Source organism: Salinicola sp. NYA28a (assembly GCF_976982775.1).
The window spans coordinates 2289961-2314386 of record NZ_OZ334582.1 but is presented as its reverse complement, the minus strand read 5'-3'; the positions used below and the strand labels follow the sequence as shown (position 1 = coordinate 2314386).

Annotated in this window: 22 protein-coding genes and 1 tRNA gene; 9 read left to right on the top strand and 14 right to left on the bottom strand. The window is 62.0% G+C overall.

The features are described from left to right. Positions 1–197 precede the first annotated feature (197 nt). The 8 genes from ychF to ACWHY3_RS10500 all read right to left on the bottom strand — a co-directional run bounded on the left by ychF (position 198) and on the right by ACWHY3_RS10500 (position 7724). The gene (gene ychF, locus ACWHY3_RS10535; protein WP_303854652.1) at positions 198–1289 is read right to left on the bottom strand and encodes a redox-regulated ATPase YchF; all 1092 of its coding nucleotides are present in this window, start codon (positions 1287–1289) and stop codon (positions 198–200) included. A 209-nt stretch (positions 1290–1498) separates the two neighbouring features. Continuing rightward, positions 1499–2083 carry an aminoacyl-tRNA hydrolase gene (pth, locus tag ACWHY3_RS10530; RefSeq protein ID WP_087720482.1) on the bottom strand — a complete coding sequence of 195 codons (585 nt, stop codon included), beginning with the start codon at positions 2081–2083 and terminating at the stop codon, positions 1499–1501. 35 nt (positions 2084–2118) lie between these two features. After that, entirely contained in the window at positions 2119–2766 is a 648-nt protein-coding gene (locus ACWHY3_RS10525; protein WP_087720481.1) for a 50S ribosomal protein L25/general stress protein Ctc, read from the bottom strand. Positions 2767–2930: 164 nt separating this feature from the next. Then, positions 2931–3872 carry a ribose-phosphate pyrophosphokinase gene (locus ACWHY3_RS10520; RefSeq protein ID WP_170835901.1) on the bottom strand — a complete coding sequence of 314 codons (942 nt, stop codon included), beginning with the start codon at positions 3870–3872 and terminating at the stop codon, positions 2931–2933. Between the two features lie 263 nt (positions 3873–4135). Then, a tRNA-Gln gene (locus tag ACWHY3_RS10515) sits at positions 4136–4210 on the bottom strand. A 149-nt stretch (positions 4211–4359) separates the two neighbouring features. Then, the gene (ispE, locus tag ACWHY3_RS10510; protein ID WP_448126484.1) at positions 4360–5244 is read right to left on the bottom strand and encodes a 4-(cytidine 5'-diphospho)-2-C-methyl-D-erythritol kinase; all 885 of its coding nucleotides are present in this window, start codon (positions 5242–5244) and stop codon (positions 4360–4362) included. After that, on the bottom strand, positions 5241–5960 hold the full coding sequence (gene lolB / locus ACWHY3_RS10505; protein ID WP_448126483.1) for a lipoprotein insertase outer membrane protein LolB: 720 nt from the start codon (positions 5958–5960) through the stop codon (positions 5241–5243). The genes ispE and lolB overlap by 4 nt, the downstream gene beginning before the upstream one ends. A 48-nt stretch (positions 5961–6008) precedes the next feature. Beyond that, positions 6009–7724 (bottom strand): tetratricopeptide repeat protein, encoded by a 1716-nt coding sequence (locus ACWHY3_RS10500; protein WP_448126482.1) that lies wholly within the window; start codon positions 7722–7724, stop codon positions 6009–6011. A gap of 327 nt (positions 7725–8051) precedes the next feature. Between ACWHY3_RS10500 and hemA the strand changes: the two genes are divergently transcribed. The 5 genes from hemA (at position 8052) to ACWHY3_RS10475 (ending at position 12834) form a co-directional block, all read left to right on the top strand. Next, positions 8052–9326 carry a glutamyl-tRNA reductase gene (hemA, locus tag ACWHY3_RS10495; protein WP_448126481.1) on the top strand — a complete coding sequence of 425 codons (1275 nt, stop codon included), beginning with the start codon at positions 8052–8054 and terminating at the stop codon, positions 9324–9326. A 16-nt stretch (positions 9327–9342) separates the two neighbouring features. Beyond that, positions 9343–10428 (top strand): peptide chain release factor 1, encoded by a 1086-nt coding sequence (gene prfA, locus ACWHY3_RS10490; protein ID WP_303854647.1) that lies wholly within the window; start codon positions 9343–9345, stop codon positions 10426–10428. After that, positions 10428–11258 (top strand): peptide chain release factor N(5)-glutamine methyltransferase, encoded by an 831-nt coding sequence (gene prmC / locus ACWHY3_RS10485; protein ID WP_448126480.1) that lies wholly within the window; start codon positions 10428–10430, stop codon positions 11256–11258. The genes prfA and prmC overlap by 1 nt, the downstream gene beginning before the upstream one ends. A gap of 259 nt (positions 11259–11517) precedes the next feature. After that, positions 11518–12015 (top strand): Lrp/AsnC ligand binding domain-containing protein, encoded by a 498-nt coding sequence (locus ACWHY3_RS10480; RefSeq protein ID WP_332779249.1) that lies wholly within the window; start codon positions 11518–11520, stop codon positions 12013–12015. Positions 12016–12087: 72 nt separating this feature from the next. Beyond that, positions 12088–12834: a HesA/MoeB/ThiF family protein gene (locus ACWHY3_RS10475; protein ID WP_087720493.1), complete on the top strand. Its 747-nt coding sequence runs from the start codon at positions 12088–12090 to the stop codon at positions 12832–12834. Positions 12835–12913: 79 nt separating this feature from the next. Here ACWHY3_RS10475 and ACWHY3_RS10470 read toward each other — a convergent pair whose 3' ends face one another. Then, positions 12914–13675 (bottom strand): lipopolysaccharide kinase InaA family protein, encoded by a 762-nt coding sequence (locus tag ACWHY3_RS10470; RefSeq protein WP_448126479.1) that lies wholly within the window; start codon positions 13673–13675, stop codon positions 12914–12916. A 417-nt stretch (positions 13676–14092) separates the two neighbouring features. On the opposite strand from ACWHY3_RS10470, the gene ACWHY3_RS10465 reads away from it, so the two are divergent. After that, entirely contained in the window at positions 14093–14380 is a 288-nt protein-coding gene (locus ACWHY3_RS10465; protein WP_448126478.1) for a hypothetical protein, read from the top strand. Positions 14381–14974: 594 nt separating this feature from the next. On the opposite strand, the gene ACWHY3_RS10460 is transcribed toward ACWHY3_RS10465, so the two are convergent. Both ACWHY3_RS10460 and ACWHY3_RS10455 read right to left on the bottom strand, forming a co-directional pair. Next, positions 14975–15523: a glycine zipper 2TM domain-containing protein gene (locus tag ACWHY3_RS10460; RefSeq protein WP_448126477.1), complete on the bottom strand. Its 549-nt coding sequence runs from the start codon at positions 15521–15523 to the stop codon at positions 14975–14977. Positions 15524–15942: 419 nt separating this feature from the next. Beyond that, entirely contained in the window at positions 15943–17202 is a 1260-nt protein-coding gene (locus ACWHY3_RS10455; protein ID WP_303856833.1) for a 6-phosphofructokinase, read from the bottom strand. A 502-nt stretch (positions 17203–17704) separates the two neighbouring features. On the opposite strand from ACWHY3_RS10455, the gene mpl reads away from it, so the two are divergent. Further along, positions 17705–19075, top strand: a complete 1371-nt coding sequence (mpl, locus tag ACWHY3_RS10450; RefSeq protein WP_087719864.1) for a UDP-N-acetylmuramate:L-alanyl-gamma-D-glutamyl-meso-diaminopimelate ligase — start codon at positions 17705–17707, stop codon at positions 19073–19075. After that, on the top strand, positions 19062–19688 hold the full coding sequence (locus tag ACWHY3_RS10445; RefSeq protein WP_087719863.1) for a flavin prenyltransferase UbiX: 627 nt from the start codon (positions 19062–19064) through the stop codon (positions 19686–19688). Before mpl ends, ACWHY3_RS10445 begins: the two co-directional genes overlap by 14 nt. A gap of 96 nt (positions 19689–19784) precedes the next feature. Here ACWHY3_RS10445 and ACWHY3_RS10440 read toward each other — a convergent pair whose 3' ends face one another. Genes ACWHY3_RS10440 through ACWHY3_RS10430 form a run of 3 tightly spaced genes read right to left on the bottom strand, consistent with a single transcriptional unit; the run spans position 19785 to position 22929 of the window. Further along, positions 19785–21191, bottom strand: a complete 1407-nt coding sequence (locus ACWHY3_RS10440; protein WP_087719862.1) for a bifunctional DedA family/phosphatase PAP2 family protein — start codon at positions 21189–21191, stop codon at positions 19785–19787. Continuing rightward, positions 21188–22057 (bottom strand): diguanylate cyclase domain-containing protein, encoded by an 870-nt coding sequence (locus ACWHY3_RS10435; RefSeq protein WP_448126476.1) that lies wholly within the window; start codon positions 22055–22057, stop codon positions 21188–21190. The genes ACWHY3_RS10440 and ACWHY3_RS10435 overlap by 4 nt, the downstream gene beginning before the upstream one ends. A 44-nt stretch (positions 22058–22101) precedes the next feature. Further along, positions 22102–22929 carry a hypothetical protein gene (locus tag ACWHY3_RS10430; RefSeq protein WP_087719860.1) on the bottom strand — a complete coding sequence of 276 codons (828 nt, stop codon included), beginning with the start codon at positions 22927–22929 and terminating at the stop codon, positions 22102–22104. A 210-nt stretch (positions 22930–23139) separates the two neighbouring features. Between ACWHY3_RS10430 and ACWHY3_RS10425 the strand changes: the two genes are divergently transcribed. Continuing rightward, entirely contained in the window at positions 23140–24423 is a 1284-nt protein-coding gene (locus tag ACWHY3_RS10425) for a glutamate-5-semialdehyde dehydrogenase (protein ID WP_087719859.1), read from the top strand. Positions 24424–24426 lie beyond the last annotated feature (3 nt).

Sequence of the window (24426 nt, the reverse complement as noted above, 5' to 3'; positions counted from 1 at the left end):
GAGATATCACCTTTGGACATCGCACAGGCGCCGGGCGATTTCATTAAACCACGACAGCACCGCTACCGATAACGTTTGCCGCCAGTGGGTTTGATCACCGGAAAGAAAGCCCCCTGTCCTCGGCCAGTAGGTTTGGCTGACCTGATTTTCGGGACCTCAATGAACAATAGGACCGCTACTGCATTCCGAGAAAACCCTCAGACGTTGAAGCGGAAGTGCATCACGTCGCCGTCCTTCACGACGTAAGCCTTGCCTTCGAGACGCCACTTGCCGGCTTCCTTGGCGCCATTCTCGCCACCCAGGGCGACGAAGTCCTCGTAGCTGACCACCTCGGCACGGATGAAGCCCTTCTCGAAATCGGTGTGGATCACGCCGGCGGCTTGCGGTGCGGTCGCGCCGACCTTGACGGTCCAGGCTCGCACTTCCTTCACACCGGCAGTGAAATAGGTTTGCAGCCCCAGCAGGCCGTAGCCGGCACGAATGACGCGATCGAGACCGGGTTCTTCCATACCCATTTCTTCGAGGAACATGGCGCGTTCTTCGTCCTCGAGTTCGGCGATCTCCGCTTCCAGCTTGTTGCAGACCGGCACGACTACCGCATTCTCCCTGGCGGCGATCTCGCGCACGATATCGAGGTGAGGGTTGTTGTCGAACCCGTCCTCGTTGACGTTGGCGATGTACATCGTTGGCTTGAGCGTGAGGAAGCCGAAGCTGCGCAGTTGCTGCTGTTCCTCGGCATCGAGGCCAAAGCTGCGCAGCGGCTGACCTTCGGCCAGGTGCGGCTGAATACGATCCAGAATGGCCTTGGTGGCGATCGCTTCCTTGTCACCGCCCTTGACCACACGGGTCAGGCGCTGAATCGAGCGTTCGACGGCGTCGAGGTCGGCCAGGGCCAGCTCGAGATTGATGGTCTCGATATCGGCGGTGGGGTCGACCTGATTCGCGACGTGGATGACGTTGTCGTCGTCGAAGCAGCGAACCACGTGGGCGATGGCGTCAGTTTCGCGAATGTTGGCGAGGAACTGGTTGCCCAGGCCTTCACCCTTGGAGGCGCCCTCGACCAGGCCGGCGATATCGACGAACTCCATCGTGGTCGGCACCACCTTTTCCGGCTTGACGATCTCGGCGAGCTTGTCGAGACGCGGGTCGGGCATCGGCACGATACCGGTATTGGGTTCGATGGTGCAGAACGGGAAGTTCTCGGCGTCGATGCCGGAGCGCGTCAACGCATTGAAGAGGGTCGACTTGCCAACGTTGGGCAGGCCGACGATGCCGCAATTGAAACCCATGATATATCCCTGAAACGGTGTGATCCTGAATTCGATTCGATCATGGCAGACGCGAACGAATAAGCACGAAAAAGTGAATGGCGGGCATTCTACGGGACGCGGTCGGCGGGGGCCAGACTCTTGCCGAGCTACGAGCTACGAGCTACGAGCTACGAGCTACGAGCTACGAGCTACGAGCTACGAGCTACGAGCTACGAGCTACGAGCGAATCAGGCGGGTTTGAAACTATGCAGACGATTCATCGCCTTGGCCCAATCTCCGTCGAGTACGTCGGGCAGGGTGGCGATGGTTTCATCAAGCGAATCGTCGATGGCCTGGCGTTCGGCCTTGCCGGGACGACCGAGGACATAGTTGGTGACGAGCTTGGCACTGCCGGGGTGGCCGATGCCGATACGCAAACGGTGGAAGCCGTTGCTGTTGCCCAGTGCGCTGATGATGTCGCGCAGGCCGTTATGACCGCCGTGTCCGCCACCCGTCTTGTAACGGGCGCAGCCGGGCGCGATGTCGAGTTCGTCGTGAGCGACGAGGAGCTCGTCCGGAGCGATCTTGAAGAACTGGCACAGCGCAGCCACCGAGGCACCGCTGCGATTCATGAAAGTGGTGGGGTTGAGCAGGTGAAGATCGTGCCCGCCCAGGCGGATCCTGGCATGAAGACCCAGAAACTTGCGTTCGGGACGCAGCGTTTCCGCTGTGTCCCGAGCGAGCTGCTCGACCAGCCAGGCGCCGGCATTGTGACGAGTGTCTTCGTATTCCGGCCCCGGATTACCGAGACCGATGATCGCTTTCACTGTCATTGCCGACTGCCTGTTGTCCGGTCTCTGACGCAGGGTTATGCGTCGCCTTTCGGTTCGCCTTCTTCGTCGACGCCTTCACCGGCGACTTCGTCGTCACTGGCGACGGTCGGGTGCGTGACGCTGACGACACCGGCGTCGTGCTCTTCACCGTGGGTCAGCTCGACCAGAGTCACACCTTCCGGCAGCTTGATGTCGGACAGGTGGATGGTCTCGCCGAGGCCCAGGTTGGCCACGTCGACTTCGATGTATTCCGGCAGCTTGGACGGCAGGCAGCTGATCTGAACGTCGTTGTTCAGAACGTGCAGCACGCCACCTTCGTCCTTGACGCCTTTGCATGCTTCTTCGTTGAGGAAGTGCAGCGGGACATTCAGGGTCAGCTCGTGGGTCGCATCGACGCGCATGAAGTCAGCGTGAGTAACCAGCGCCTTGTACGGATGGCGCTGCAGATCACGAATGACGACCTGCTCGCTCTTGCCGTCGACACTGATGTCGATGATCGAGGAGAAGAACGCTTCGTCTTCGATCGCCTTGTAGAAGGCCGGCTTGTCGATGGTGATCGGCTGCGGTTCGGCAGAACCACCGTAGATGATGGCAGCGACCTGTTCGTTCTTGCGGCGCAGGCGGCGGCTCGCACCTTTCCCCAGCTCCTTACGAACATTGGCGGTCAGGGTGTAATGGGACATTGATTGTCACCTCTAATGGTCAAGTAATGGAAATCGGCACCGCCCGCGACCAGACGATGCCGTTTCCAGTAGGGCCACTGCCCTCACGGCAGTGGCCCACGTATCCGCGCGTGGTTCCCTATCGTTTCGAAACGGCCGTTATCCGAAGACCGTTCCGACGGCGATCAGTGGAACATCGCGCTGACGGATTCTTCGTTACTCACACGACGAATGGCTTCGGCGATCAGGCCGGCGACCGTCAACTGACGGATCTTGCCGCTACGACGTGCAGGTTCGGAGAGCGGTATGGTATCGGCAACGACGAGTTCGTCAAGCACTGAACCGCTAATATTGTCCACGGCGGGCCCGGACAGGATCGGATGCGTGGCATAAGCGACCACTCGGCGAGCGCCACGATCCTTCAATGCCTCGGCGGCCTTGCAGAGGGTGCCGGCGGTATCGACCATGTCGTCGACCACCACGCAGGTGCGATCCTGGATGTCGCCGATGATGTGCATCACCTGAGCCTGGTTGGCCTGCGGGCGACGCTTGTCGATGATCGCCAGGTCGACGTTGAGCTGCTTGGCGATGGCGCGGGCACGGACCACGCCGCCGACATCGGGAGAGACCACGACCAGGTCGTCGTAGTTCTGGCGTTCGATGTCGTCGAGCAGGATCGGAGAGCCGTAGACGTTGTCCACCGGCACGTCGAAGAAGCCCTGGATCTGGTCGGCGTGCAGATCCATGGTCATGACGCGGTCGACACCGGCCTTGACCATCATGTCGGCGACGACCTTGGCCGAGATCGGCACGCGGGCCGAACGCACGCGGCGATCCTGGCGCGCATAGCCGAAGTAGGGCACGACGGCCGTGATGCGGGTGGCCGAGGCGCGACGCAGCGCATCGACCATCAGGATCAGCTCCATGAGGTTGTCGTTGGTCGGCGCGCAGGTCGACTGCAGGATAAAGACGTCTTTACCGCGTACGTTTTCGTTGATTTCGACGGCGATTTCGCCATCGCTGAACTGCCCGACCGTCGCGTGACCCAGTCGGTTATCCAGACTCTCGGCTACCTTCGAAGCAAGTCCGACGTTGGCGTTACCGGTAAAAACCATCAATTTAGACACGCGCGGCCACCTTTGAGAGCAGTTGAAGGTCGGTAGAGGACATTCGTTTCGGTTTCAGGACGGATGACGAGGCTGCAGGGGGAAGGCGGTGCGATGGGCAAGATTCTGAAATGCCACGCTTGCCCGTCGACGATGCGGGCTGGCATCGAAGTCGTACGTCGAGACGGCAGGAGAAGCAACCGCAACGCCGGTGGGGAAATCGTGTGGGCTGAGTGGCCATCGCGACCCGGTTTCCGTATGCAGGCTTGTCGAAAGTCAGGAAGTGGCTGGGGTACCAGGATTCGAACCTGGGAATGCTGGTACCAGAAACCAGTGCCTTACCACTTGGCGATACCCCAGCAATCATTGGTCGCGCCTATTATGCGCAAAAGCACAAACCGTTGGCTAGGTTTGGACGGAAAACCAGTCATGAAGCCGCGAGCCGTCTGAAAAATCTGGCAAAAACCGCAGGTCGAAAGCGGTCTTTCCAGCAGATGGCATGGCGGTATCACGCTCGAGTCCTGTCCAGACCCCTGGCAGTTTCCAGAGCCTGGTGCAGCGGAGAAACGTTGCTGCCACGGGCCTTGAATGCCTGCCATTCGTCCGGGACCTGTCGCAGTACCCGTTCGGCCTGCGCTTCGCCGTCCAGCGGACAGAAGACGCAGGCGCCGGTCCCTGTCAGTGCCGCCTTGCCATACTGGCCGAGCCAGTTCAGCGCGCGGTCTACCTCGGGGTGAAGCGCTCGCACGATGCCTTCGCAATCGTTGCGCCACACGGCGTCAGGGGCGGCCCCGTCGAGTGCGCGACGCATACTAATGACCGTGCTATTACGTGTCAAACCAGGGTGGCCGAAAATCGCCGCCGTGGAGATTTCCACGCCCGGGTGGACGACGACGAACCAGGAGGGCGCCAGGTCGACGGGGACGAGACGTTCGCCGACGCCTTCCGCCCAGGCGCTATGGCCGCGCACGAACACCGGTATATCGGCGCCCAGTTCCAGCCCCAGTGTCGCCAGTCGCTCGAGACCGAGATCGAGCCCCCAGAGATGGTCGAGCGCCAGCAGCGTGGTGGCGGCGTTGGAGCTGCCACCACCCAGCCCGCCGCCCATCGGCAGGCGCTTCTCCAGCTCGATCGCCGCGCCCTGGCGACAGCCTGTCTCGCGCTGAAGCAGCCGCGCCGCCCGAACGACGAGGTTGTCCGCTTCGGCAACATTGGGCAGCGCGGGGGAGAGCGTGATGTGGTCGTTGTCGCGCCGCGGGTGGAATCGCAGCGTGTCGCCGCTATCGAGAATCTGGAACAGCGTCTGCAGCGTGTGATAGCCATCCGGCCGGCGGCCGGTAATGCGCAACAGGCGATTGAGCTTGGCCGGCGCGGGCAGCGTCAACGGTGTCATCGAGTCGCGTCCGGTGTCTCTTCAGGTGAACGTTCTGGTCCGTCAGAGTGTTGTTCGGATCCGGTCTGCGGCTGCCACTGGTTGACGACCAGCGTGGCGCGGATATCGTCGTAGGTCATGATCAGGCGGCTCGGCAGCCATAGCGAGCCGGCGTAGGTCCAGTCGCGATAGCGGATGTTCCAGCCGTCCTGGCTCAAGGTCCTGGGGAAGCCGAGTTCATCGTCGCTCTGCTGGTGAAAGCGACCGGGCGCCGGAAGGCCGCGCACCCAGTAGTCCAGTGCCGAGATCGGTAGCGACCAGCCCAGTTGCTGCTGCATCAGGGCTTCCGGTGACGCGGCTCCGAAGCGGCCGTCGCTGGTGGTCAGCGTCACTGCACCTTGGCGGCCTTCGAGCACGCTGCGTCCGGCGCCGAACGGGCCGCTGATCAGCATGCGGTAGTGGCCGGGCGACTGGGACCAGTCCAGATTGGCGCTGCGGCTCTCTTCCGGGGTTCGCAGACCGACCTTGCCGGCTACCGTCCAGGTATCGAGCGCGGCCAGGTCGTCCTGTTGCCGCTGCCAGTCGTCGGGCTGGCGCGGCACGTCCGGTGCAGGTGCCTGTCCGGCGCAACCGGCAAGCCAGGCCACCAGAACCAGGGCGCCGAGCGCCTGCCACCACGGCTTGAACGGAATCGAAGCGGGCTGTCGCCGTTCGCTGGCCGAAAGGAAGTGTGGCATCGAGTGTTTCCTGTCGAATCGAATGAATAGGCGGTGTCTGATACGGGGTTAGGGCGCCAGCTGCGGATAGCGCAGCAGCAGGTCATCGATATCCGGGTGGATTTCGCTGCCGGCGAGTGCCGATTCCACCAATGCTCGCGCCTCGCTCGCATGATCGAGAACGGCCAGCGCTTCGGCCAGGTGCGCGGCGACTTCCTGATCCGGCTGGCCGGCGTAGGCGCGCCGCAGATACCCGAGTGCCTTTTGCGTCTCCCCGCGTTTGAAATGCACCCAGCCCAGGCTATCGAGAATGGCGGGGCTCTCCGGCTCGAGTGCGTGGGCCCGTTCGATAAGCTCCAGCGCTTCGTCGTAATGGTCCGTCGTCGTCGCCAGGGTGTAGCCCAGCGCGTTGAGAGCGGCGGCATTGTCGGGTTCTCTGGCAATGATGTCGCGCATCTGCGCCATCATCGCTTCGACGTTGCCGCGTTCGAATTCGCGCATGGCCCGGGTATAGAGCAGGTCGGTGTCGTCCGGCGCCTGCTCGAGGGACTCGGCGAGAAGGGTATCCGCGGCAGCGCTCTGGCCTGCGTTGTCCAGCGCCTGCACGCCGATCTGGGTCAGTGTTGCGCGCTGGGAGGGATGACGCAGAATCTCGACGCGCAGGAATGTCAGAGCATCGTCGGTGCGATCGTTGGCCGTCAGCATCTGGGTGGCGAGCGCGCGGGAGTCGAGGAAGCCGGGGCCGGTCGGTACCTGGCGGTAGTAGAGTAGCGCGTTGTCGATTTCGCCTTGCGACGACTCGGCAATGCTGCCCAGCACGAGGTAGGTCGCCGGTGGCGTATCGTCGCGATCGAGCAGCGGCAGCAGCAGTCTTCGGGCAGGCTCCAGCGCACCGGCATCGAGATAGAGCTGAGCGAGACCGATACGTAGCGTCGGCGTATCGTCGTGGCGTGCCAGCAACTGGTCGATTCGTGGCTCGGCAGCCGCGATGTCGCCATTGGCGATTTCCGCCTGCGCCAGCGCCAGCAGGAACCGGCTGTCATCGGGTGCCAGCTCTCGCCCGCGTTGCGCCGATAAGACGGCCTGGTCGTAGTCGCCGGCCTCGAGCGCGATCTGCGATCGGGTGAGCCAGAGCATCGGCAGGTCGGCGTGGCGGCGAGTCAGGTTCGTCAGCCGCTGTCGGGCTTCATCGAACTGGCCGTTGGCCGCCTCGAGCCTTGCCGTTGCCATCTGGGCATCGGCATGGTGGGGCTGGGTGGCGGTGAAGTCGCGTAGTTGGGCGATCAGTGGTGGCAGGTCTGCCTGGGATTCCACCATCAGGTCGGCGAGCTCGAGAAGCTGTGCCTCTTCCCCCGTGCGAGCGAGCGCCAGCCTGTGACGTAGTGCTGCAGGCCAGTCGCCGCGATCCACGGCAATGCCGGAAAGCAGCTTCTGCGGTGCCGAATCCTGCGGCGCCAGCTGTTGCCAGCGAGCCGCCGCGGAGGTCAGCAGGCTCTTGTCATCGGTGTATCGCGCGGCCAGCGTGGCGCGCTCGGCGAGTTCGGCGGAACGGTAGCGTTCGGCGGCCTCCAGATAGCCGTCGGCGGCGCGGTGAAAGTCACCTCGCTGCCCCGCCATCTCGGACAACAGCACCTGGGACAGGCCTCGGGCGTCGAATCCGCGGGTGATCGGCGGCGCCGATGTCAGAGGGTCATCGACAGGCGCCGATGCCGTGTCGGCCGACATGCTTTGGCAGCCAGCCAGCAGAACCGCGCAACTGGCGGCGTAGAACAGACTTTTGGGCATGCCGTCCTCGAGATCGATCAATGGCTCCAGCATAACGGCTGGCCGCCGGGGGTCAATCGCCGAGGCATGTCGGTCGGCGTGTTTCATTGCCTGCTAAGCGTCTTTTGGCTGTGCTAAAATGGCGCCGCCCGGTCGGGCGGACCACAATGGAGTGGATCGCCCGGCCGGGTTCGTCTCGCCGTCCCCGCTTCCGGTCGACCGCGAGAATGGGTGAAGCGGTCGGCAACCTGACATGTGCCGCGCTTCATTCCGGTATGCCGCGCTTTGCTTCGAGGACATCCGCGAGCGCAGACGCCGGATCCACGCAAGACAAATGACCGTGATTTCATGACGCTGCTAGCTCTGGGTATCAACCATAGAACGGCTGCGGTCGACATGCGCGAGCGTGTCGCCTTCTCGCCGGCACAACTCGAGTCCGCGCTGACACAGCTGCGGGCCTTGCCCGACGTGCGAGAGGCGGCGGTGCTCTCTACCTGTAACCGGACCGAGCTCTACTGCATCACCGTAGCCGACGGCGAGCACCAGTTGCTCGAATGGCTGGGGGCGTTTCACGGCATGCCCGCGCAGGAGCTGTTGAACTGCGCCTACCACTACCATGAGGGAGAGGCCGCCAGGCATCTGATGCGTGTGGCGGCTGGTCTGGATTCCATGGTGCTGGGGGAGCCGCAGATTCTCGGTCAGCTCAAGGATGCCTACCAGATCGCGCGACAACACGCGGGGCTGGGCAGCGAGCTGGAGCGTCTCTTCCAGCAGACCTTCTCGGTCGCCAAGCAGGTCCGCAGCGAAACCGCGATCGGGGAAAATCCGGTCTCGGTCGCTTATGCGGCGGTCAGCCTGGCCAGCCGCATCTTCGACGACTTCAGTCGTGCCCGGGCATTGCTGATCGGGGCCGGCGAGACGGTCGAGCTGGTGGCGCGCCACCTGCGTGAAGCCGGCATCATGGGGCTGACCGTCGCCAACCGCACGCTGGCACGGGCCCAGGCGCTGGCCGAAACCTGCGATGCGCGCGCGATCGAGCTCAATGCCATTCCGCAGGCGCTGGAGCAGGCGGACATCGTCATCGCCTCCACGGCCAGCGAGTTGCCGATCCTCGGCAAGGGCATGGTCGAACGTGCGCTCAAGGTACGCCGCCACCGGCCCATCTTCATGGTCGATATTGCGGTGCCGCGGGACATCGAGCCTGAAGTGGGCGATCTCGACGATGTCTTCCTCTATAGCGTCGACGATCTGCAGCAGGTGATCGCCGAGAATCGGCGTCATCGCGAGGTCGCGGCACGCCAGGCCGAAGCGCTGATCGAAAGCGGGGTCGATCGCTGGCTGCATGAACGCCGGGTGCGCGGGGCGGGGGACCTGATTCGCCGCTACCGTCAGCATGGCGAGTCGCTGCGACGCGATTCCGAGGCGGAGGCGCTGGCGCAACTGGCGCGGGGCGAAGATCCGGAGACGGTGATCAAGCGTCTGTCGCACCAGTTGGCCAATAAATTGATGCACGGCCCCACGCTGCGCTTGCGCGAAGCGTCGGGTCAATCACGTCACGATATCATTCAGGCGGCCGACAACTTGCTCATCGAAGGGCCCGCCACGACACAGGACTCGGTATGAAAATACAGGACTGGGCATGAAAGCGTCTTTGCGCGAACGACTCGACGCCTTTCAGGACCGCTTCGAGGAGCTGTCAGCGCTGCTCTCCGAGCCCGAAGTGATCGCCGATCAACCGCGTTTCCGCGATTACTCCCGCGAATACGCCGAACTCGAACCGCTGGTCGAGTCCTGGCTCGTCTACCGCCGTACCGAGGGCGATATCGAGGCCGCCGACCAGATGCGCCAGGACAGCGATCCCGAAATGCGCGAGCTAGCCGAGGAGGAGTGGCGTTCTTCCAGAGCCCGGCTCGAGGAGCTCGAGGAAGAGGTCAAGCGCTTGCTGGTGCCCAAGGATCCGGACGACGATAGCAACGTCTTCCTGGAGATCCGTGCCGGTACCGGCGGCGACGAGGCGGCGCTGTTCGCTGGCGACCTGTTTCGCATGTATTCCCGCTACGCCGAGCGGCGCGGCTGGAAGGTCGAGGTGGTCAGCGCCAGTCACGGTGAGCAGGGCGGTTACAAGGAGATCATCGCCCGGGTCAAGGGCGATAACGCCTATGCGTCGCTGAAGTTCGAATCCGGCGCGCACCGCGTGCAACGGGTCCCGGCGACGGAGTCCCAGGGACGCATTCATACCTCGGCCTGTACCGTCGCGGTGATGCCCGAAGCGGATGAGGTCGGCGACGTCGACATCAACAGCAACGATCTTCGCGTCGATACGTTCCGTTCCAGCGGCGCCGGTGGCCAGCACGTCAATACCACCGATTCGGCGATTCGCATCACGCACCTGCCGACCGGGCTGGTGGTCGAATGCCAGGAAGAGCGCAGCCAGCACAAGAACCGCGCCAAGGCGATGTCGTTGCTGGCAGCGCGGCTGAAGCAGGCGGCGGTGGACTCCCAGCGCCAGCACCAGGCCGATACGCGCCGTTCCCTGGTGGGGTCGGGCGATCGCAGCGAGCGAATCCGCACCTACAACTTTCCGCAGGGCCGCCTCACCGACCACCGCATCAACCTGACGATCTACAAGCTGGGCGAGGTCGTCGCGGGTGATCTCGACGAGGTCATAGGGCCGTTGATCAACGAGTACCAGGCCGATCAGCTGGCGGCATTGCAGGGGGAGTGATGACGATCGATGACGCCCTGCGCGAGGCGGCAGGGCGCCTCGTCATGTCGCCGACGGCGCGGCTCGATGCGGAAGTGCTGCTGGCTCATGTCTGCGAGACGAACCGGACCTGGCTATACACCTGGGGCGACCGAGAGTTGACGGCAACCCAGCACAAGGCCTTTCAGCAATTGGTTGCCCAGCGGATCGAGGGGCTGCCGGTGGCGTATCTGGTCGGCTCGCGGGAGTTCTGGGGGCTCCGCCTCGAGACCTCGCCAGCGACCTTGATCCCGCGGCCGGATACCGAGCGCTTGGTCGAAGTCGCGCTCGAGTTTGCCACGCCGCCCGCTGGCGAGCTGCTCGATCTGGGCACCGGTACCGGCGCCATCGCGCTGGCCTTTGCCAGCGAACGCCCGGGCTGGCGGGTCACCGGTGTCGATCTCGCCCCTGACGCCGTGACCCTCGCGCAAGCCAATGCCCGACAACTGGCCATCGCCAACGCTCGCTTCCTCGAAAGCGACTGGTTCTCGACGTTGGCCGGGCATCGCTTCGACCTCATCGTCTCCAATCCGCCTTATATTGCCGACGACGATCCGCACCTGCTGCGTGACGACGTGCGTTTCGAGCCACGATCGGCATTGGTGGCCGAGGCTTCCGGGATGTCGGATCTCGAATGGCTGGCCGGGCGTGCGCCGGATCATCTGCAGCCGGGCGGCTGGTTATGGATGGAGCACGGTCATACGCAAGCGGGTGTGGTGCGCGAGGTGCTGTTGCGTCGGGGTTTTCACGATGTCAACTCGCGGCGCGATCTCGCAGGCCACGAGCGCGTTACCGGCGGGCGGTGGGAATGAGCAATCGGCGGGCGGTAGGGATGAGTGGTCTGAGGCGCGGAGCCACTTTTCAACGGCCAGAGCGTTGAACGAGGGTTACCGGGCTCGCTGGTGATTCGCGCTGGCTCTGTGATAGTAATGTCGCCCCGCGGTTACGGGGTGTAGGCCGGGGCATGTCGTCCATCCGGTATCAGCATCGCTCATCGGGACGAATCACCGCCACCCGGCGTTACCTCGTGCGTGAACCATTTCTATTCATCGGCTTGGAACAACTACAGCAATGAAAGCCAAATCTCGATCACTCGATCGAATTGATCTCAATATCCTGCGTTGTCTGCAGGAGAATGCTCGAATTTCCTACGTCGATCTGGCATCGCAGGTCGGTTTGTCGACGACGCCCTGTCTCGAGCGAGTCAAGCGCCTCGAGCGTGCAGGGATCATTCGTGGCTACAAGGCCATACTCGATCCGCAGGCATTGCGCGCCAATCTGCTGGTGTTCGTCGAAATCAGTCTGAACACCCAGTCGCCGGCCGTCTTCGACGAGTTTCGCAAGGCGGTGGCGAAGCTGCCGCAGATTCAGGAGTGTCATCTGGTCTCCGGGCAGTTCGACTATATCCTCAAATGCCGGATTCCCGAGATGTCGGCCTATCGGCAACTGCTGGGCGATGTCGTGCTGACGCTTCCCGGGGTCAAGGAGTCCAAGAGCTACGTCGTGATGGAAGAGGTGAAAGAGGAGTTGGCGTTGCCGATTCCCGATCTCGACCCGGACGGCAAGTAACGCGCTGGAGGCGATTCATTGCCACGGCAGCCACTGCGCTTTGGGATCATCGAAAAAGGTCATGAAAAGATCATGAACGACGAAGCACTGTTGCGCTATAGCCGCCATATCATGCTGGACGAGATCGATATCGCAGGGCAGGAGCGGTTGCTGAGTTCCCGCGTGTTGATCATCGGCGCCGGCGGCCTCGGCTCTCCCGCTGCGCTATATCTGGCGGGCGCGGGTGTCGGGCGCCTGAGTGTCGCCGACGACGATGTCGTGGAGCTATCGAATCTGCAGCGCCAGATCGCTCATACCGAGGTATCTCTGGGGCGATCCAAGGCCTGCTCGGCGGCCGAGGCGGCAAGAAGAATTAACGCGACCTGCGATGTGCGAGCCTTGAACACGCGGCTGGTCGGCGAGGAACTGATTGCCGAAGTCGAAGCCGCCGATGTGGTGCTCGACTGTACCGATCGCTTTTCCAGCCGCTTCGCAATCAATCGCGCCTGTGTCGAAACCCGAACCCCGTTAGTGAGCGGTGCGGCTATCCGCTTCTCGGGGCAACTGGCGGTCTTCGACACGCGCGAGCCGTCGTCGCCGTGCTATGCCTGTCTCTATGGGGAGCAAGATGGCGACGAGGCGCTGACCTGCGCGGAAAGCGGCGTGGTATCTCCGCTGGTCGGGATCATTGGTAGCTTTCAGGCCCTGGAGGCCATGAAGTTGATTAGCGGCGCCGGACAGCCCCTTCGCGGGCTGTCGACGTTTGACGCCTTGAGTGGCGAGTGGCGTCGCTTCGCGTTGCCGAGAGATCCGGCCTGTACGGTGTGCGCAGGGCGGTGAGTGATGCCGATTCAGGATATAAATCCGGGAGCTCATGTCGGTGTCGGATAGGCAGATTGGGACAGTCAGGTTGTGACTGTCAGGCCTCGGATAGTTTCAAGGCCCGCATCCATCGGCCCACCTGGCGGCTCTCCATCGGTTGTTCAAGATAGACGCTCAGTAGCCTGCGCCACTCTTCAGCCTGCCATTGCGTCAGTCGGCGAGCGAAAATCTGCAGGTCACGGCGTTTCTCTTTTCCGGCCACCAGCAGCGGCCGGGATTTCTCCAGATCGATGAACCTGGCATCGAAGCCATGAAGGGCCGCGTCATCGGCGCGTAGAAAGACGTGCTTGGCATAAAGGCTGCCATGGCGCCAGCGGCGTTTGTGCAGTGTACGAAGGAGCTCGCCGCAACTGTCGATGATGCGCGCTCGGGTCGGTTCGGGCGTATCGGGCCATCCTGAGTGGATATCGATCATGTCGGCATAACCTTCGAGCTCGGGCGTGATCAGGATGGCTTGCCAGCGTCCGGCGTTCTTGCGTTCTTCGAAATAGGCGGTTTCCAGAGCGGGGATGTTCAGCCGGTGAAACGTCGCGACGTTGCGCGCCTCACGCGCGAAGGTGGGTTCACCGAGAGGGCGCTGGAGGCTGCGGCCCAGATGGTTGGTCTGACGTTTGACGAAAAAGGTTCGTGATGGCAGGCCTTGGGCGTCTAGTGTCACTCGGCTCACTTCCGAATGGCCGCCCCTTTCCAGGTTGGGGGCATCGACGGGGTCGAGATCGAGCGACCAGAGCGCGTCGAAATCATCGAGTTGGTTCTGCTGGAAGTAGAGCTGATATCGGGGAGCGAGAAAACGTTGCACAGTGGGTCCTATCGACTGCATTTCTTCGTAGATTGTCGCTGGAGGCTAGCCTGCAAGCCTGTCGTGCAGTTTGTTCAGAATGGCCGATTCGCCACTTCACGTCACCGGCTTCAATTGCAAACGGCTTGAAGCTCGAGCGCTTGGCGTCTCATCGGCCAGGTGCCAGGTTCGCAGCGGTGGGAGAGATTATAAACGTGGAGAGCTTGATCGAAAGGGATATGAGCGGATTTCACGGTGGTGGGCGCTATATCCGACAACACTAAAGTAGATGAAAATTCCTCTTTCTCTTTATCGCGATATCCTGATAATCTAGTAGGTATTGTAGTTCTTTGAGGTTATTTACTACTATATATTGATTTTTTCGCGTGCAAAAATTTTAATTTGCGAAGTGAAGAATCGTTTGGAAACGTGCTCAGCGTGCGCGTTTTTAGCCTCGAGGTTCATGGTCGCGATGCCGCGATCTTTAGCCCGGATACTTCAGCGCAAAGCGATGGAGTATGCCGGGCGTTTTTTTATCAGCAACATGAAGGCTGCCTTCTGATTGCAGGCTGGTATAATCGCTTCTTCCCGAATCTTTTCGCAGTCTCTCGTCTCTCCTTGTTTCTCCTCGTTGTGTCGCTCAGGCTTCATTATCTCGCGATTGATCCAATGGCGGCCATCAGGTTCAGTTCGGCACCGTCGCTCAAGAATGGGCTACGTTGGTGATCGCTTTTGCTCCAGGTTAATTTAAATGAACCGGGAAGCGCGCAGACTGAATTTTAGTTAACCATGACTTTATTTTAATTGAAGCACTGCTGAATTTATTTTAGGTATCTCTTGATATCTAAAGCGCTCTTTGGAATAGCAATGAAATTGACTGCGCGAGATTTTCAGACTGCTCAGCACCAAACGAAGAACGTACCCAAGACGGGGACCTTGGCCCATCGAGCCCGAGCCGTCGGTATGCCCTTGGGGGCTTTGAAGACGCGAATCAAAAAGCTGGTTGACAGAGGCATCGAGCGGGAGCGCGCCATTGAAATCGCACTAAGCAAGCCGGTCGGACCTCAAGGGCGCCCCAGAAAGCTGACACATCGCTAGGGTTGAGGGGCCATCGCTAGGGGTGAGGGGTGAGGGGTGAGGGGTGAGGGGTGAGGGGCGAAGGCAGTCATCTGCAGGCAGAGCCATGACTTTTGTCGACCCGTGCTGAAGAAGACAAAGCCATTGAATGGCTTTGAATGCGAGCCCCGGATCGATGCCGGGGCTATCTGTCTCGTAAAAAACCGGAGAAAAAAGCCTGGAGAAAACGAGACGTCATGAAACTCAGGAAGACTGAGAGGTCCCATCCCATTGCGGCCTTCCGTCGCGCATCAGGACACGCTCGCCCTCGGGCTTGTCGTCCAGCTTGGCTTCATGCACTTCGCCATCATAACGGTACCGGACATCGTAACCGACGGTTTCCTGTTTGCTGTCGCTGACGGTACTGCAGCGCTGTTCGGTCGTCTGGTAGGTGTCGCCCTGCTGCATCTGCTGCTGGACCTGATTACCCGCCAGTCCGCCGCCGACGGCACCTGCTGCCGTCATGATCTTCTTGCCGCTACCGCCGCCGAACTGATTGCCCACGACCCCGCCAACAATGGCGCCAATGGCCGTGCCGGCGATGCGGTTTTCGTCTTTCACCGGGCGCTGGTGCGTGACCGTGACGTTCTCGCAGACCTCACGGGGTGCGCTGGAAGTCTGCACGATCGGGTCCACACTGACGATGTCGGCATATCTCGGGCCGCTTTCGGAGGATTGATAGGCCCCGACAGCGACGCCACCAGCGATGCCCAGTGCGGCTATGATGCTGCCAATGATGATCGGTTTCTTCATGACCTTGCTCCTTCTTCGTTCTCACCGTGGATATCGCGACGAGGCGTGAGTATCCGGCGGTGGACTGCCACTCTTTCTCTTTTGGTGTCCCTGTCGATTGCCGACCGGCATCCGCCTTGAGAATCGACGCGTTCGGACGAGTTCTCCAGATGGCTCAGTATAGTCTCGAAGCGCTCGCCAAGCGCCTGAGCCAGGTGTTGTTGAACACTGTTTTCATTTTGGTGACGAGGTGTTGTCGAATGGCGACAGGCCTCGATGCGGCAGACAGTCGTCTGGCGAAAAGCCGAGGAAAGGCAGCCGTATATTCGGGGGAACGGCCGAAAAGGGTTGGTACGAGGGGAAGGGTTGGTACGAGGGGGATAGGGTGGCATGTTCGTCGGCACCGTGATCGTGGTGCCGACGATATCGGTCGTGGCGTATTACAGTTCGAACATCGCCAGCTTGCGCTCGACCTTGGCCTTCTTCAACCTGGCTACCTTGGGCAGGCCGTTCTCGAACGGGGGGAAATCCTCGCCCAGAATCAGTGGGGCCAGATAGCGTCGCCCGGCTTCGCTGATATAGAGGCCGTCTTCGCTGATGTAGTCGCGCGGCATGAACTTCTCGTGGTTGGCGATCTCCGACAGCGGCGCCGCCTCGATCTTCCATTCGTATGGGGTGTCCGAAACGCGCTTGATCGCCGGCATCATCGAATTCTGCCCCGCCAGGGCGAGTTCGACGGCGGCTTCGCCCACGGCATAGGCCTGATCGACATCCGTCTTGGAGGCGATATGGCGTGCGGCGCGCTGCAGGTAGTCGGCCACTGCCCAGTGGTATTTATGACCGAGATCTTCCTTGACCATGGAGGCCAGCATCGGCGCGACTCCGCCCAGCTGCTTATGGCCGAAGGCGTCGGTGCTGCCGGCATCGGCAAGGAAGGTGCCGTCGGCATATTGCGCGCCTTCGGAGACCACGATCACGCAGAAACCATGACGTTTGACGGCCTCGTCGATACGCGCCATGACCGTGGCCCGATCGAAGGCGATCTCGGGAAAGATGATCAGATGCGGGGCTTGTTCCGGCGATTCGCCGGAGAGGGCGCCAGCGGCAGCAATCCAGCCTGCATGACGACCCATGACTTCGAGAATGAACACCTTGGTCGAGGTGGAACACATCGACTCGATGTCGAGCGCCGCTTCTCGCGTCGAGGTGGCGACGTACTTGGCGACACTGCCGAAGCCGGGTGAGTTATCGGTAATGGGCAGATCGTTGTCGACGGTCTTGGGAACATGAATGGCCGTCAGGGGGTAGCCCATCGTCTCCGAGAGTTGAGAGACCTTGAGGCAGGTGTCGGCGCTATCGCCGCCGCCGTTGTAGAAGAAGTAGCGGATGTCGTGAGCCTTGAACACTTCGATCAGGCGTTCGTATTCGGCGCGGTGCGTCTCGATCGACTTGAGCTTGTAGCGACAGGAACCAAAGGCGCCCCCGGGAGTGTGGCGGAGTGCCGAGACGGATTCGTCGCTTTCCTGATTGGTATCGATCAAGTCTTCCATGAGCGCGCCGATGATGCCGTTGTGCCCGGCATAGAGATGACCGATGCGGTCCGGGTGGCGGCGGCAGGCCTCGATCACGCCACAGGCGCTGGCGTTGATGACGGCGGTAACGCCACCGGACTGGGCGTAAAAGGCATTATGCTTGGCCATATCGGCTCTCATCTCCTGGTATTCGGTTATGCTGGCTCACGACCGTTGGTCCGGCGTGCGCGGACCTTCTATCGGCGCTGACTTCCTTGACGCTCTCGCGGTAGAAATGACCTGCCTTCAGCCCATCACGAAATGATGAAACCCGGCGGTCAACGGCGTGATGCCTCTTGTCGAGGATGTTACGAGTCACGGATGCCGGCCCAGCATAGCCGAAAGGCGAATGCCTGTTAACACGAGAAGCCCGTAGCAGCCTCGGTCATTTTTCTGCGACTGCCGAATGAGTTAGCCGCTAACGCCTGTCATTGGCGCCGCGATGAGCCGGGTATCTTGCAACGGTGTTTCGATACGTTTCCGGAAGACATCAAGGCTCATGGAGCGCCTTCAAGCGGCTCTCGAGGCTATTTCTCGCTGAACGGCAGGAGGCGAATCACGCGGCGAGCGGGCTGGTGGCCCGGCCCGCGAGGCCATGCTAGGCTCGCCGGCTCATGCAAGGGAGAGTGGTATGCACGTTCATGTAGTGGGGGTATGTGGCACGTTCATGGGCAGTCTCGCGCGTCTGGCAAAGATGCTGGGATATCGCGTGACCGGCTCGGATGCCAATGTCTATCCCCCGATGAGCCTTCAACTCGAGGAGATCGGCATCGAGTTGATGGAGGGCTATCGTCCCGAGAATCTCGAGCCGGCTCCCGATCTGGTCATCGTCGGTAACGCGCTCTCCCGGGGGAATCCGGAAATCGAAGCCTTGCTGAACGCCAAGCTCCCCTATACTTCCGGGCCGCAGTGGCTGGCGGAACACGTATTGCCGGGGCGCCAGGTTTTGGCGGTGGCGGGGACGCACGGCAAGACTACCACGGCGAGCATGCTGGCCTGGATACTGGAAGCCGCGGGTCTCGAACCCGGATTTCTTATCGGTGGCGTACTGCGCAATTTCGGATGCTCGTCTCGTCTTGGTAAGGACAGTGCGCCGTTCGTCGTGGAAGCGGACGAGTACGATACCGCGTTCTTCGACAAACGTTCGAAGTTCGTCCACTACCGCCCGGATGTCGCGATTCTCAACAACCTGGAATTCGATCATGCGGATATCTTTGCAGATCTTGCGACTATCGAGCGCCAGTTTCACCATTTCGTTCGAACCGTGCCGGGTAACGGCGACCTGGTGGTCGCCGACAACGAGCCGGCGCTGGAACGGGTGCTGGCACAGGGTTGCTGGTCGCCGGTACAGCGCTTCGGTCAACGTGACGGCAGCGATTGGCGTTTTGCGCTCGACCCGGAGGACAGCCGTGTCTTTACGGTGATGGCCGGCGGCGAGCAGCAGGTGGTTCATTGGGCGATGAGCGGCCGCCACAATGCCGCCAATGGCGTGGCCGCGCTGGCGGCAGCTCATCGGCTCGGCGTTTCTCTGGCCGACGGTTGCCGAGCGCTATCCACTTTCGCGGCGCCCAAGCGGCGCCAGGAGGTCCGCGGGGTGGTGGCCGGCATCCAGGTGCTCGACGACTTCGCGCATCATCCTACCGCGATCGCGCTGACCCTTGAGGGGCTGCATCAGGACCGCCACGGTGGCCGGCTGCTGGCGATCATCGAGCCGCGCTCCAACACCATGCGCCAGGGCACGATGAAATCGCGTCTGGCCGACAGCACGTCGGTAGCCGACCGGGTCTGGTGGTATCAGCCTCCGGGATTGGACTGGTCGCTGGACGAGGTTGTCACCGGACACGCGGCCAGCCGGGTATCCGGCGACCTCGACGCACTCGTCGGCGAGGTCGTGGAGGCGGCCGCCTCGGGCGATCGAATCGTGGTCATGTCCAATGGCGGGTTCGGCGGGATTCACGGCAAGCTGCTTCAGGCACTGGAGGCTCGCCATGGCGCGCGATGAAGCTGCGACGTATGCGGCGCCGGTCGCCGTGGCGCTGACCGGCGCTTCCGGCGTGCAATATGGCCTGCGCCTGATCGAGTGCCTGGTTGGAGCCGGGCACGAGATTTACGTGATGATCTCCAAGGCGGCGCATCGCGTGGTCGCGGTCGAGACCGATATCGAACTGCCGGCGCAGCCGGATCGACTGGCCCAGTCGTTGACCGAGCGATTCGGCGCCGGCGAGGGGCAGATTCGCTGTTTTGGGCGGGAAGACTGGATGGCACCGGTCGCTTCCGGTTCCGGCAACTGGCAGGCGCTGGTGATCTGCCCGTGCTCGACGGGAACGCTCTCGGCGGTAGCCTGCGGGGCAAGCAACAACCTGATCGAGCGGGCCGCCGATGTGGCGCTCAAGGAGCGCCGGCAGCTGATTCTCGTGCCTCGGGAGACGCCGCTCTCGGCGGTGCATCTCGACAACATGCTCAAGCTGACCCATATGGGCGCTGTCATACTGCCGGCGGCGCCGGGGTTCTATCACCGTCCGGACAGCGTCGAAGCGATGATCAATTTCATCGTGGCGCGGATACTCAACCAGCTAGGCATTGCTCAGACATTGATGCCGCGCTGGGGCGACTGAGAACCTGTTCACCATCTGCTGCGCGCCGGCCAAACGTTTTGAGCCGGAGCGCAGCAGATGGTGACGGTTCCGAGTATCGTTCTTCTACAGGCAGCATCACACGGGCGAGAAGAAGACGACGCGTGCCGTCTCCAGTATCAGGGAGGCGAGGCAGAGCCACACCCAGGGTGGCATGTCGCGGTCGGGGCGCTGAAAATGCTGGTAGCTGATGCGGGTCACGGCGCAGACCACGAGCCCGAGGAGGGCGCCGCCGATCAGGTCGCTGGCCCAGTGGACGCCGATCACCAGCCTGGACAGCGCCATGGGCATGCAGACGACGATGCCCAGCCAGTAGGCGTACCCGCGGTAGCGCTGAGGCATCACCTGGGCGGCAAATGCTGCCGTCAATCCCACCACGACCACGATCGTCGACGTATGGGCGCTGGGATAGGACATCGAGCCGGTCAGGTAATCGGGGGTGTCTGGTCGCGCCCGTCCTGCCAGATCCTTGAAGACCGTGTTGCTGACCGCGACCAATATCAGGGCGCCGGCGATGTGCAGTAGCGCCGCGAAGCGCTTTGCATAGAGAAGCCATAGCAGCCACGGCGCCATCAGTACGCTGATGCCCATCGCATCTCCGATCTCGGCGAGTGTCTCGCTGGTCCCCACCAGCCAGCTCCGCTGTAGCAGGCTGGCGAGGGAGCGGATCTGCTCGTCCATCGGCAACGGGCCGTCATGCATCAGTACCCATACGGTCCAGCCAGTCAGGGCAATCAGGCTGGTCAACAGCAGCGATAATGACGCCAGGGGGAATTCGTTCGCCGGCGCGGGTGAACAAAACAGGTTCCACCCCTTGGCCAGCGCGGGGCTGCGAGTCATGCGATTTTCCAGCCAATGATGTACGCGGCCGTCACCGCTCAGCTGATAGCGGATCCACGAAAACAGCAGCGCCAGTGCCAGTAGCGACAGGGATAACGTCAACAGCCACCGTTCGGCTCCTGCCGGCAGTTCCATCAGCTCTTCCCACGAGCGTCCCAGCAGATAGCCTGGCAGGAGATAGACGGGCGCCCACGCCAGGGCAGAAATGAAATTGACGACAGCGAAGCGCTTCGATGGCATCGACAGCATACCCGCGATCATGGGGATGAACGGGCGCACGGGACCGACGAAGCGACCGACGATGACCGATAGGGTGCCGTACCGCTGGAAGAAGTCGTTGCCTCGGTTGAGCCACTCGGGGTGTTGCTTCAGTGGCCACCAGTGAGGGATCCGGCTGCGCTGCTTGCGGCCCAGCCAGAAGCTGAGATTGTCACCGGCAAAGGCGCCAAGGGTACCGGCTGCCAGCATCAGCGGGAGAGAGGTGTCGTTATGGCCGGCGATCGAGGCCGCTGCACTCAACAGCACGACGCCAGGAACCACGATGCCGACAATGGCCAGGGACTCGATCAGGGCCACCGTGAAAATGATAGCCAACAGCAGTTCCGGCTGAGGCGCGAGAGTATAGAGCCAATGTGTGAAGTTCACGCGTGAGGTTCCAGCAGTTTGTTGGCGGCGGCTTCGAGGCGTTTCGAGAAGTGCTCCACGCTTTCCTGTGCCTGCAGGGTGCATACCCGGCTGTAGCTTTCCAGCGAGCCGATTTCTGGGTGGGCGACCATCGTCACCACGTCCGAGAGCCTTTTGGCAGCGGCGATGGCTCCTGGTTCAGCCGTGTTGGGCAGAATGAGCCAGAAAACGTTGGCGTTGTATTCGCCGAGCAGGTCGCTTTGGCGGCTATTATCGGAAACCGCGTGGCTGAAATTGGACGAAAGCACTTCGCGCAAGTGGCCGCCGAACTGATCTCCGGCTTGATCGAGCTGGGGAATATACACGACCAGCACGCTCAATGGCTGGTCGAGCGCAGACGCCCTGGCGATTTCTATTTTCAGATTTGCGCGGATGCAGGCGATAGAGAGTCGCTTGTCACGTCGCCAGGGCCGCAATGTGAAGCGCTGGGCATGGGATGGGTGACCCAGCAGAACGAGCAAGGTGGCCGCGACGAGCGTCAGCCACCAGCCCAGTGTCAGGTTGAGAACCGTGATGTAATCGTCGCCGAGCAGGGCGAGCATCGCCGGTACGAGACAGAGCGCCAGCAGGAGTGCCGGGAAGAGCGTCAACAGCAGAAAGCTGAGGATTATCGACAGTCCCAGCCACAGCATGGGGTCGTCGCTACCCGGAGCTTCCACCGCACACAGGGTCAGTCCACCGGCCAGAAGCATGTGGTCGGCTACCACGGATCGCAGACGTCCCAGCCATTGCAGCGGTATGGAAACCAATAGCGCAATCGCCAGCAGCGTGGGCGGTAATATCAAGTCGTAGTGGCGCATCAAGTGTTCCCACAGCGCGAGCCCCACCAGCAATACCAGTGTGAGTAGTTGAGCGACCAGCTTATATCGACTCAATGCCAAGGTTGCATCTCCGAAGCATGCGCCGCCGGCTTGCCGGTATGACGAGCGAAGCGATCGCCAATTTCCGTCAACGGGGTCGAGGAGACCTCTCGATGAGGCGCGATGGCGTATACCAGCTGTCGACGGCGCTGGCTGGCGGCTTCGGCACTGGGCGCTACCAAAATCACCGCTACCCCATAGTCGTTGAGCCGGTAGGCGCGTTCATAGAGAGCCAGTTGCTCCTGGAGGCAGCGGCAGAGCTGCTTCATGTTGGCACTCGTCGAGCGGGCACAGCCGAAGATCGCCACCTCGCCATACGATCCTTCTCGCTTGGTTCGCTTGAGTTCACGCTGAACATCGGTATCCAGTTGGGCGGGCGGGAGCAGCCAATCGGGCTTCGTCGATACTCGATTCGTCACCGACAGCCGCTGTCGCTCCAGCGACAGCAGCCAGACAGCAGCCAGGGAAATGGCGGCCACGGTGGCGGTGGGGAGGGTCTGCGTCCAGCCGATGTAGATCACGCATAACAGATAGGCCGCCACATTCACCATGACCCCGGCCCGACCCGTCAGGCCCAGCAGGCACAGGGGCAGAACCCAGACCCAGATATCGGTATCGGCATGATCGATCAGGAGCAGGGCGGTGCCGAGCAGGAGGATCGCGACGGGAAACCATTGCGCGAGGCGTGCGGGGCGAGCCAGCAGGAAAGCGAAGACGACGGCGCTGGTCCAGGCAGTTGCTCTCATCGCGCCTTCGGCCAGCCAGCCCGTCAACAGAGCAAGCACCAAGATAAGCGCCAGAAGCGTTTTGAAGCCGAGGCTTTTGTACTTGCTTTGCATGGTGGCTTATATTGGACCGATTGCGAATGGCGTGCTCGATTCGTGTCTCACTATCGCATGTGCCGGGACTGAGCGTATAGCGTGATCGACGATAACGGGCAAAGCGCTATCGTATCATTGACGCCAAGTTTTCTAGCCTACCGGGCCGTTGCGGATTTCGACGACGAACGGCGCTCGTTGCGGGCTACCAACGAGATGGAATAGTACACCATGCAGCAGACTGCGGCCTCTCGGGTCGAGGATATCGTTCAGTACATGCAGGATCTGGGGCAGCGGGCGCGTAGCGCCAGTGCCGCGCTGCGCCGGGTCGACAGCGGTTCCAAGAACCGCGCGCTGGAGGCCATCGTGGCTCGGCTGGAAGCGGCGCGGCCGACCCTGGCGGCGGCCAACCAGGAGGATTTGCAGCGCGGGCGCGAAAACGGGCTGAGTGACGCCCTGCTGGATCGCCTGGCGCTGACCCCCGAGCGAGTCGATGCCATGATCGCCGGTGTTCGTCAGGTGGCGGCGCTTGCCGATCCCGTCGGCCAGATCGACGGCCTGAGCTATCGGCCCAGCGGCATTCAGGTCGGCCAGATGCGTGTGCCCCTAGGCGTGGTCGGCATCATCTACGAGTCGCGTCCTAATGTGACCGTCGAAGCGGCGAGCCTCTGTCTGAAATCCGGGAATGCCTGCATTCTTCGTGGCGGCTCGGAAGCGGCATCCAGCAATGCGGCGATCGCGGAGTGCATTCGTCTGGGACTCGAGGACGCCGGGCTGCCGGCAACAGCCGTGCAGGTCGTTGCGACCACCGATCGTGCCGCGGTGGGGGAGTTGATCACCATGCCGCAGTTCGTGGACGTCATCATTCCTCGGGGCGGCAAGTCGTTGATCGCTCGCGTTGCCGATGAGGCCACGGTGCCCGTCATCAAGCATCTCGATGGCATCTGCCACGTCTATATCGATGCGGCTGCGGATGTCGACAAGGCGGTGGCGATCGCCGACAACGCCAAGACCCAGCGCTACTCTCCCTGCAATACCATGGAAACCCTGCTGGTGCATGCCGATATCGCGGCGCGGGTGCTGCCCGAGCTGGCAGCGATCTATCGCGACAAGCACGTCGAGATGCGTGGCTGTCCGCGCACCCGGGAATGGATCGACGACGCCGTCGCCGCCTCGGAGGCGGACTGGTCGACGGAGTATTTGGCACCGATTCTGGCGATTCGGATCGTCGACGGTTTCGACCAGGCGGTCGAACACGTCAACACCTATGGTTCGCAGCATACCGACGCGATCGTGACGGAAAACCTGACGCTCGCCAGACGGTTTCTGGCCGAGGTGGATTCCAGCTCGGTCATCGTCAATGCCTCGACGCGTTTTGCCGATGGCTTCGAATATGGCCTGGGCGCCGAGATCGGCATTTCGACCAACAAGCTGCATGCCCGTGGCCCGGTTGGCCTCGAAGGCCTGACGACCCGAAAATACGTAGTCTTTGGCGACGGTCATGTTCGGAGCTGACGT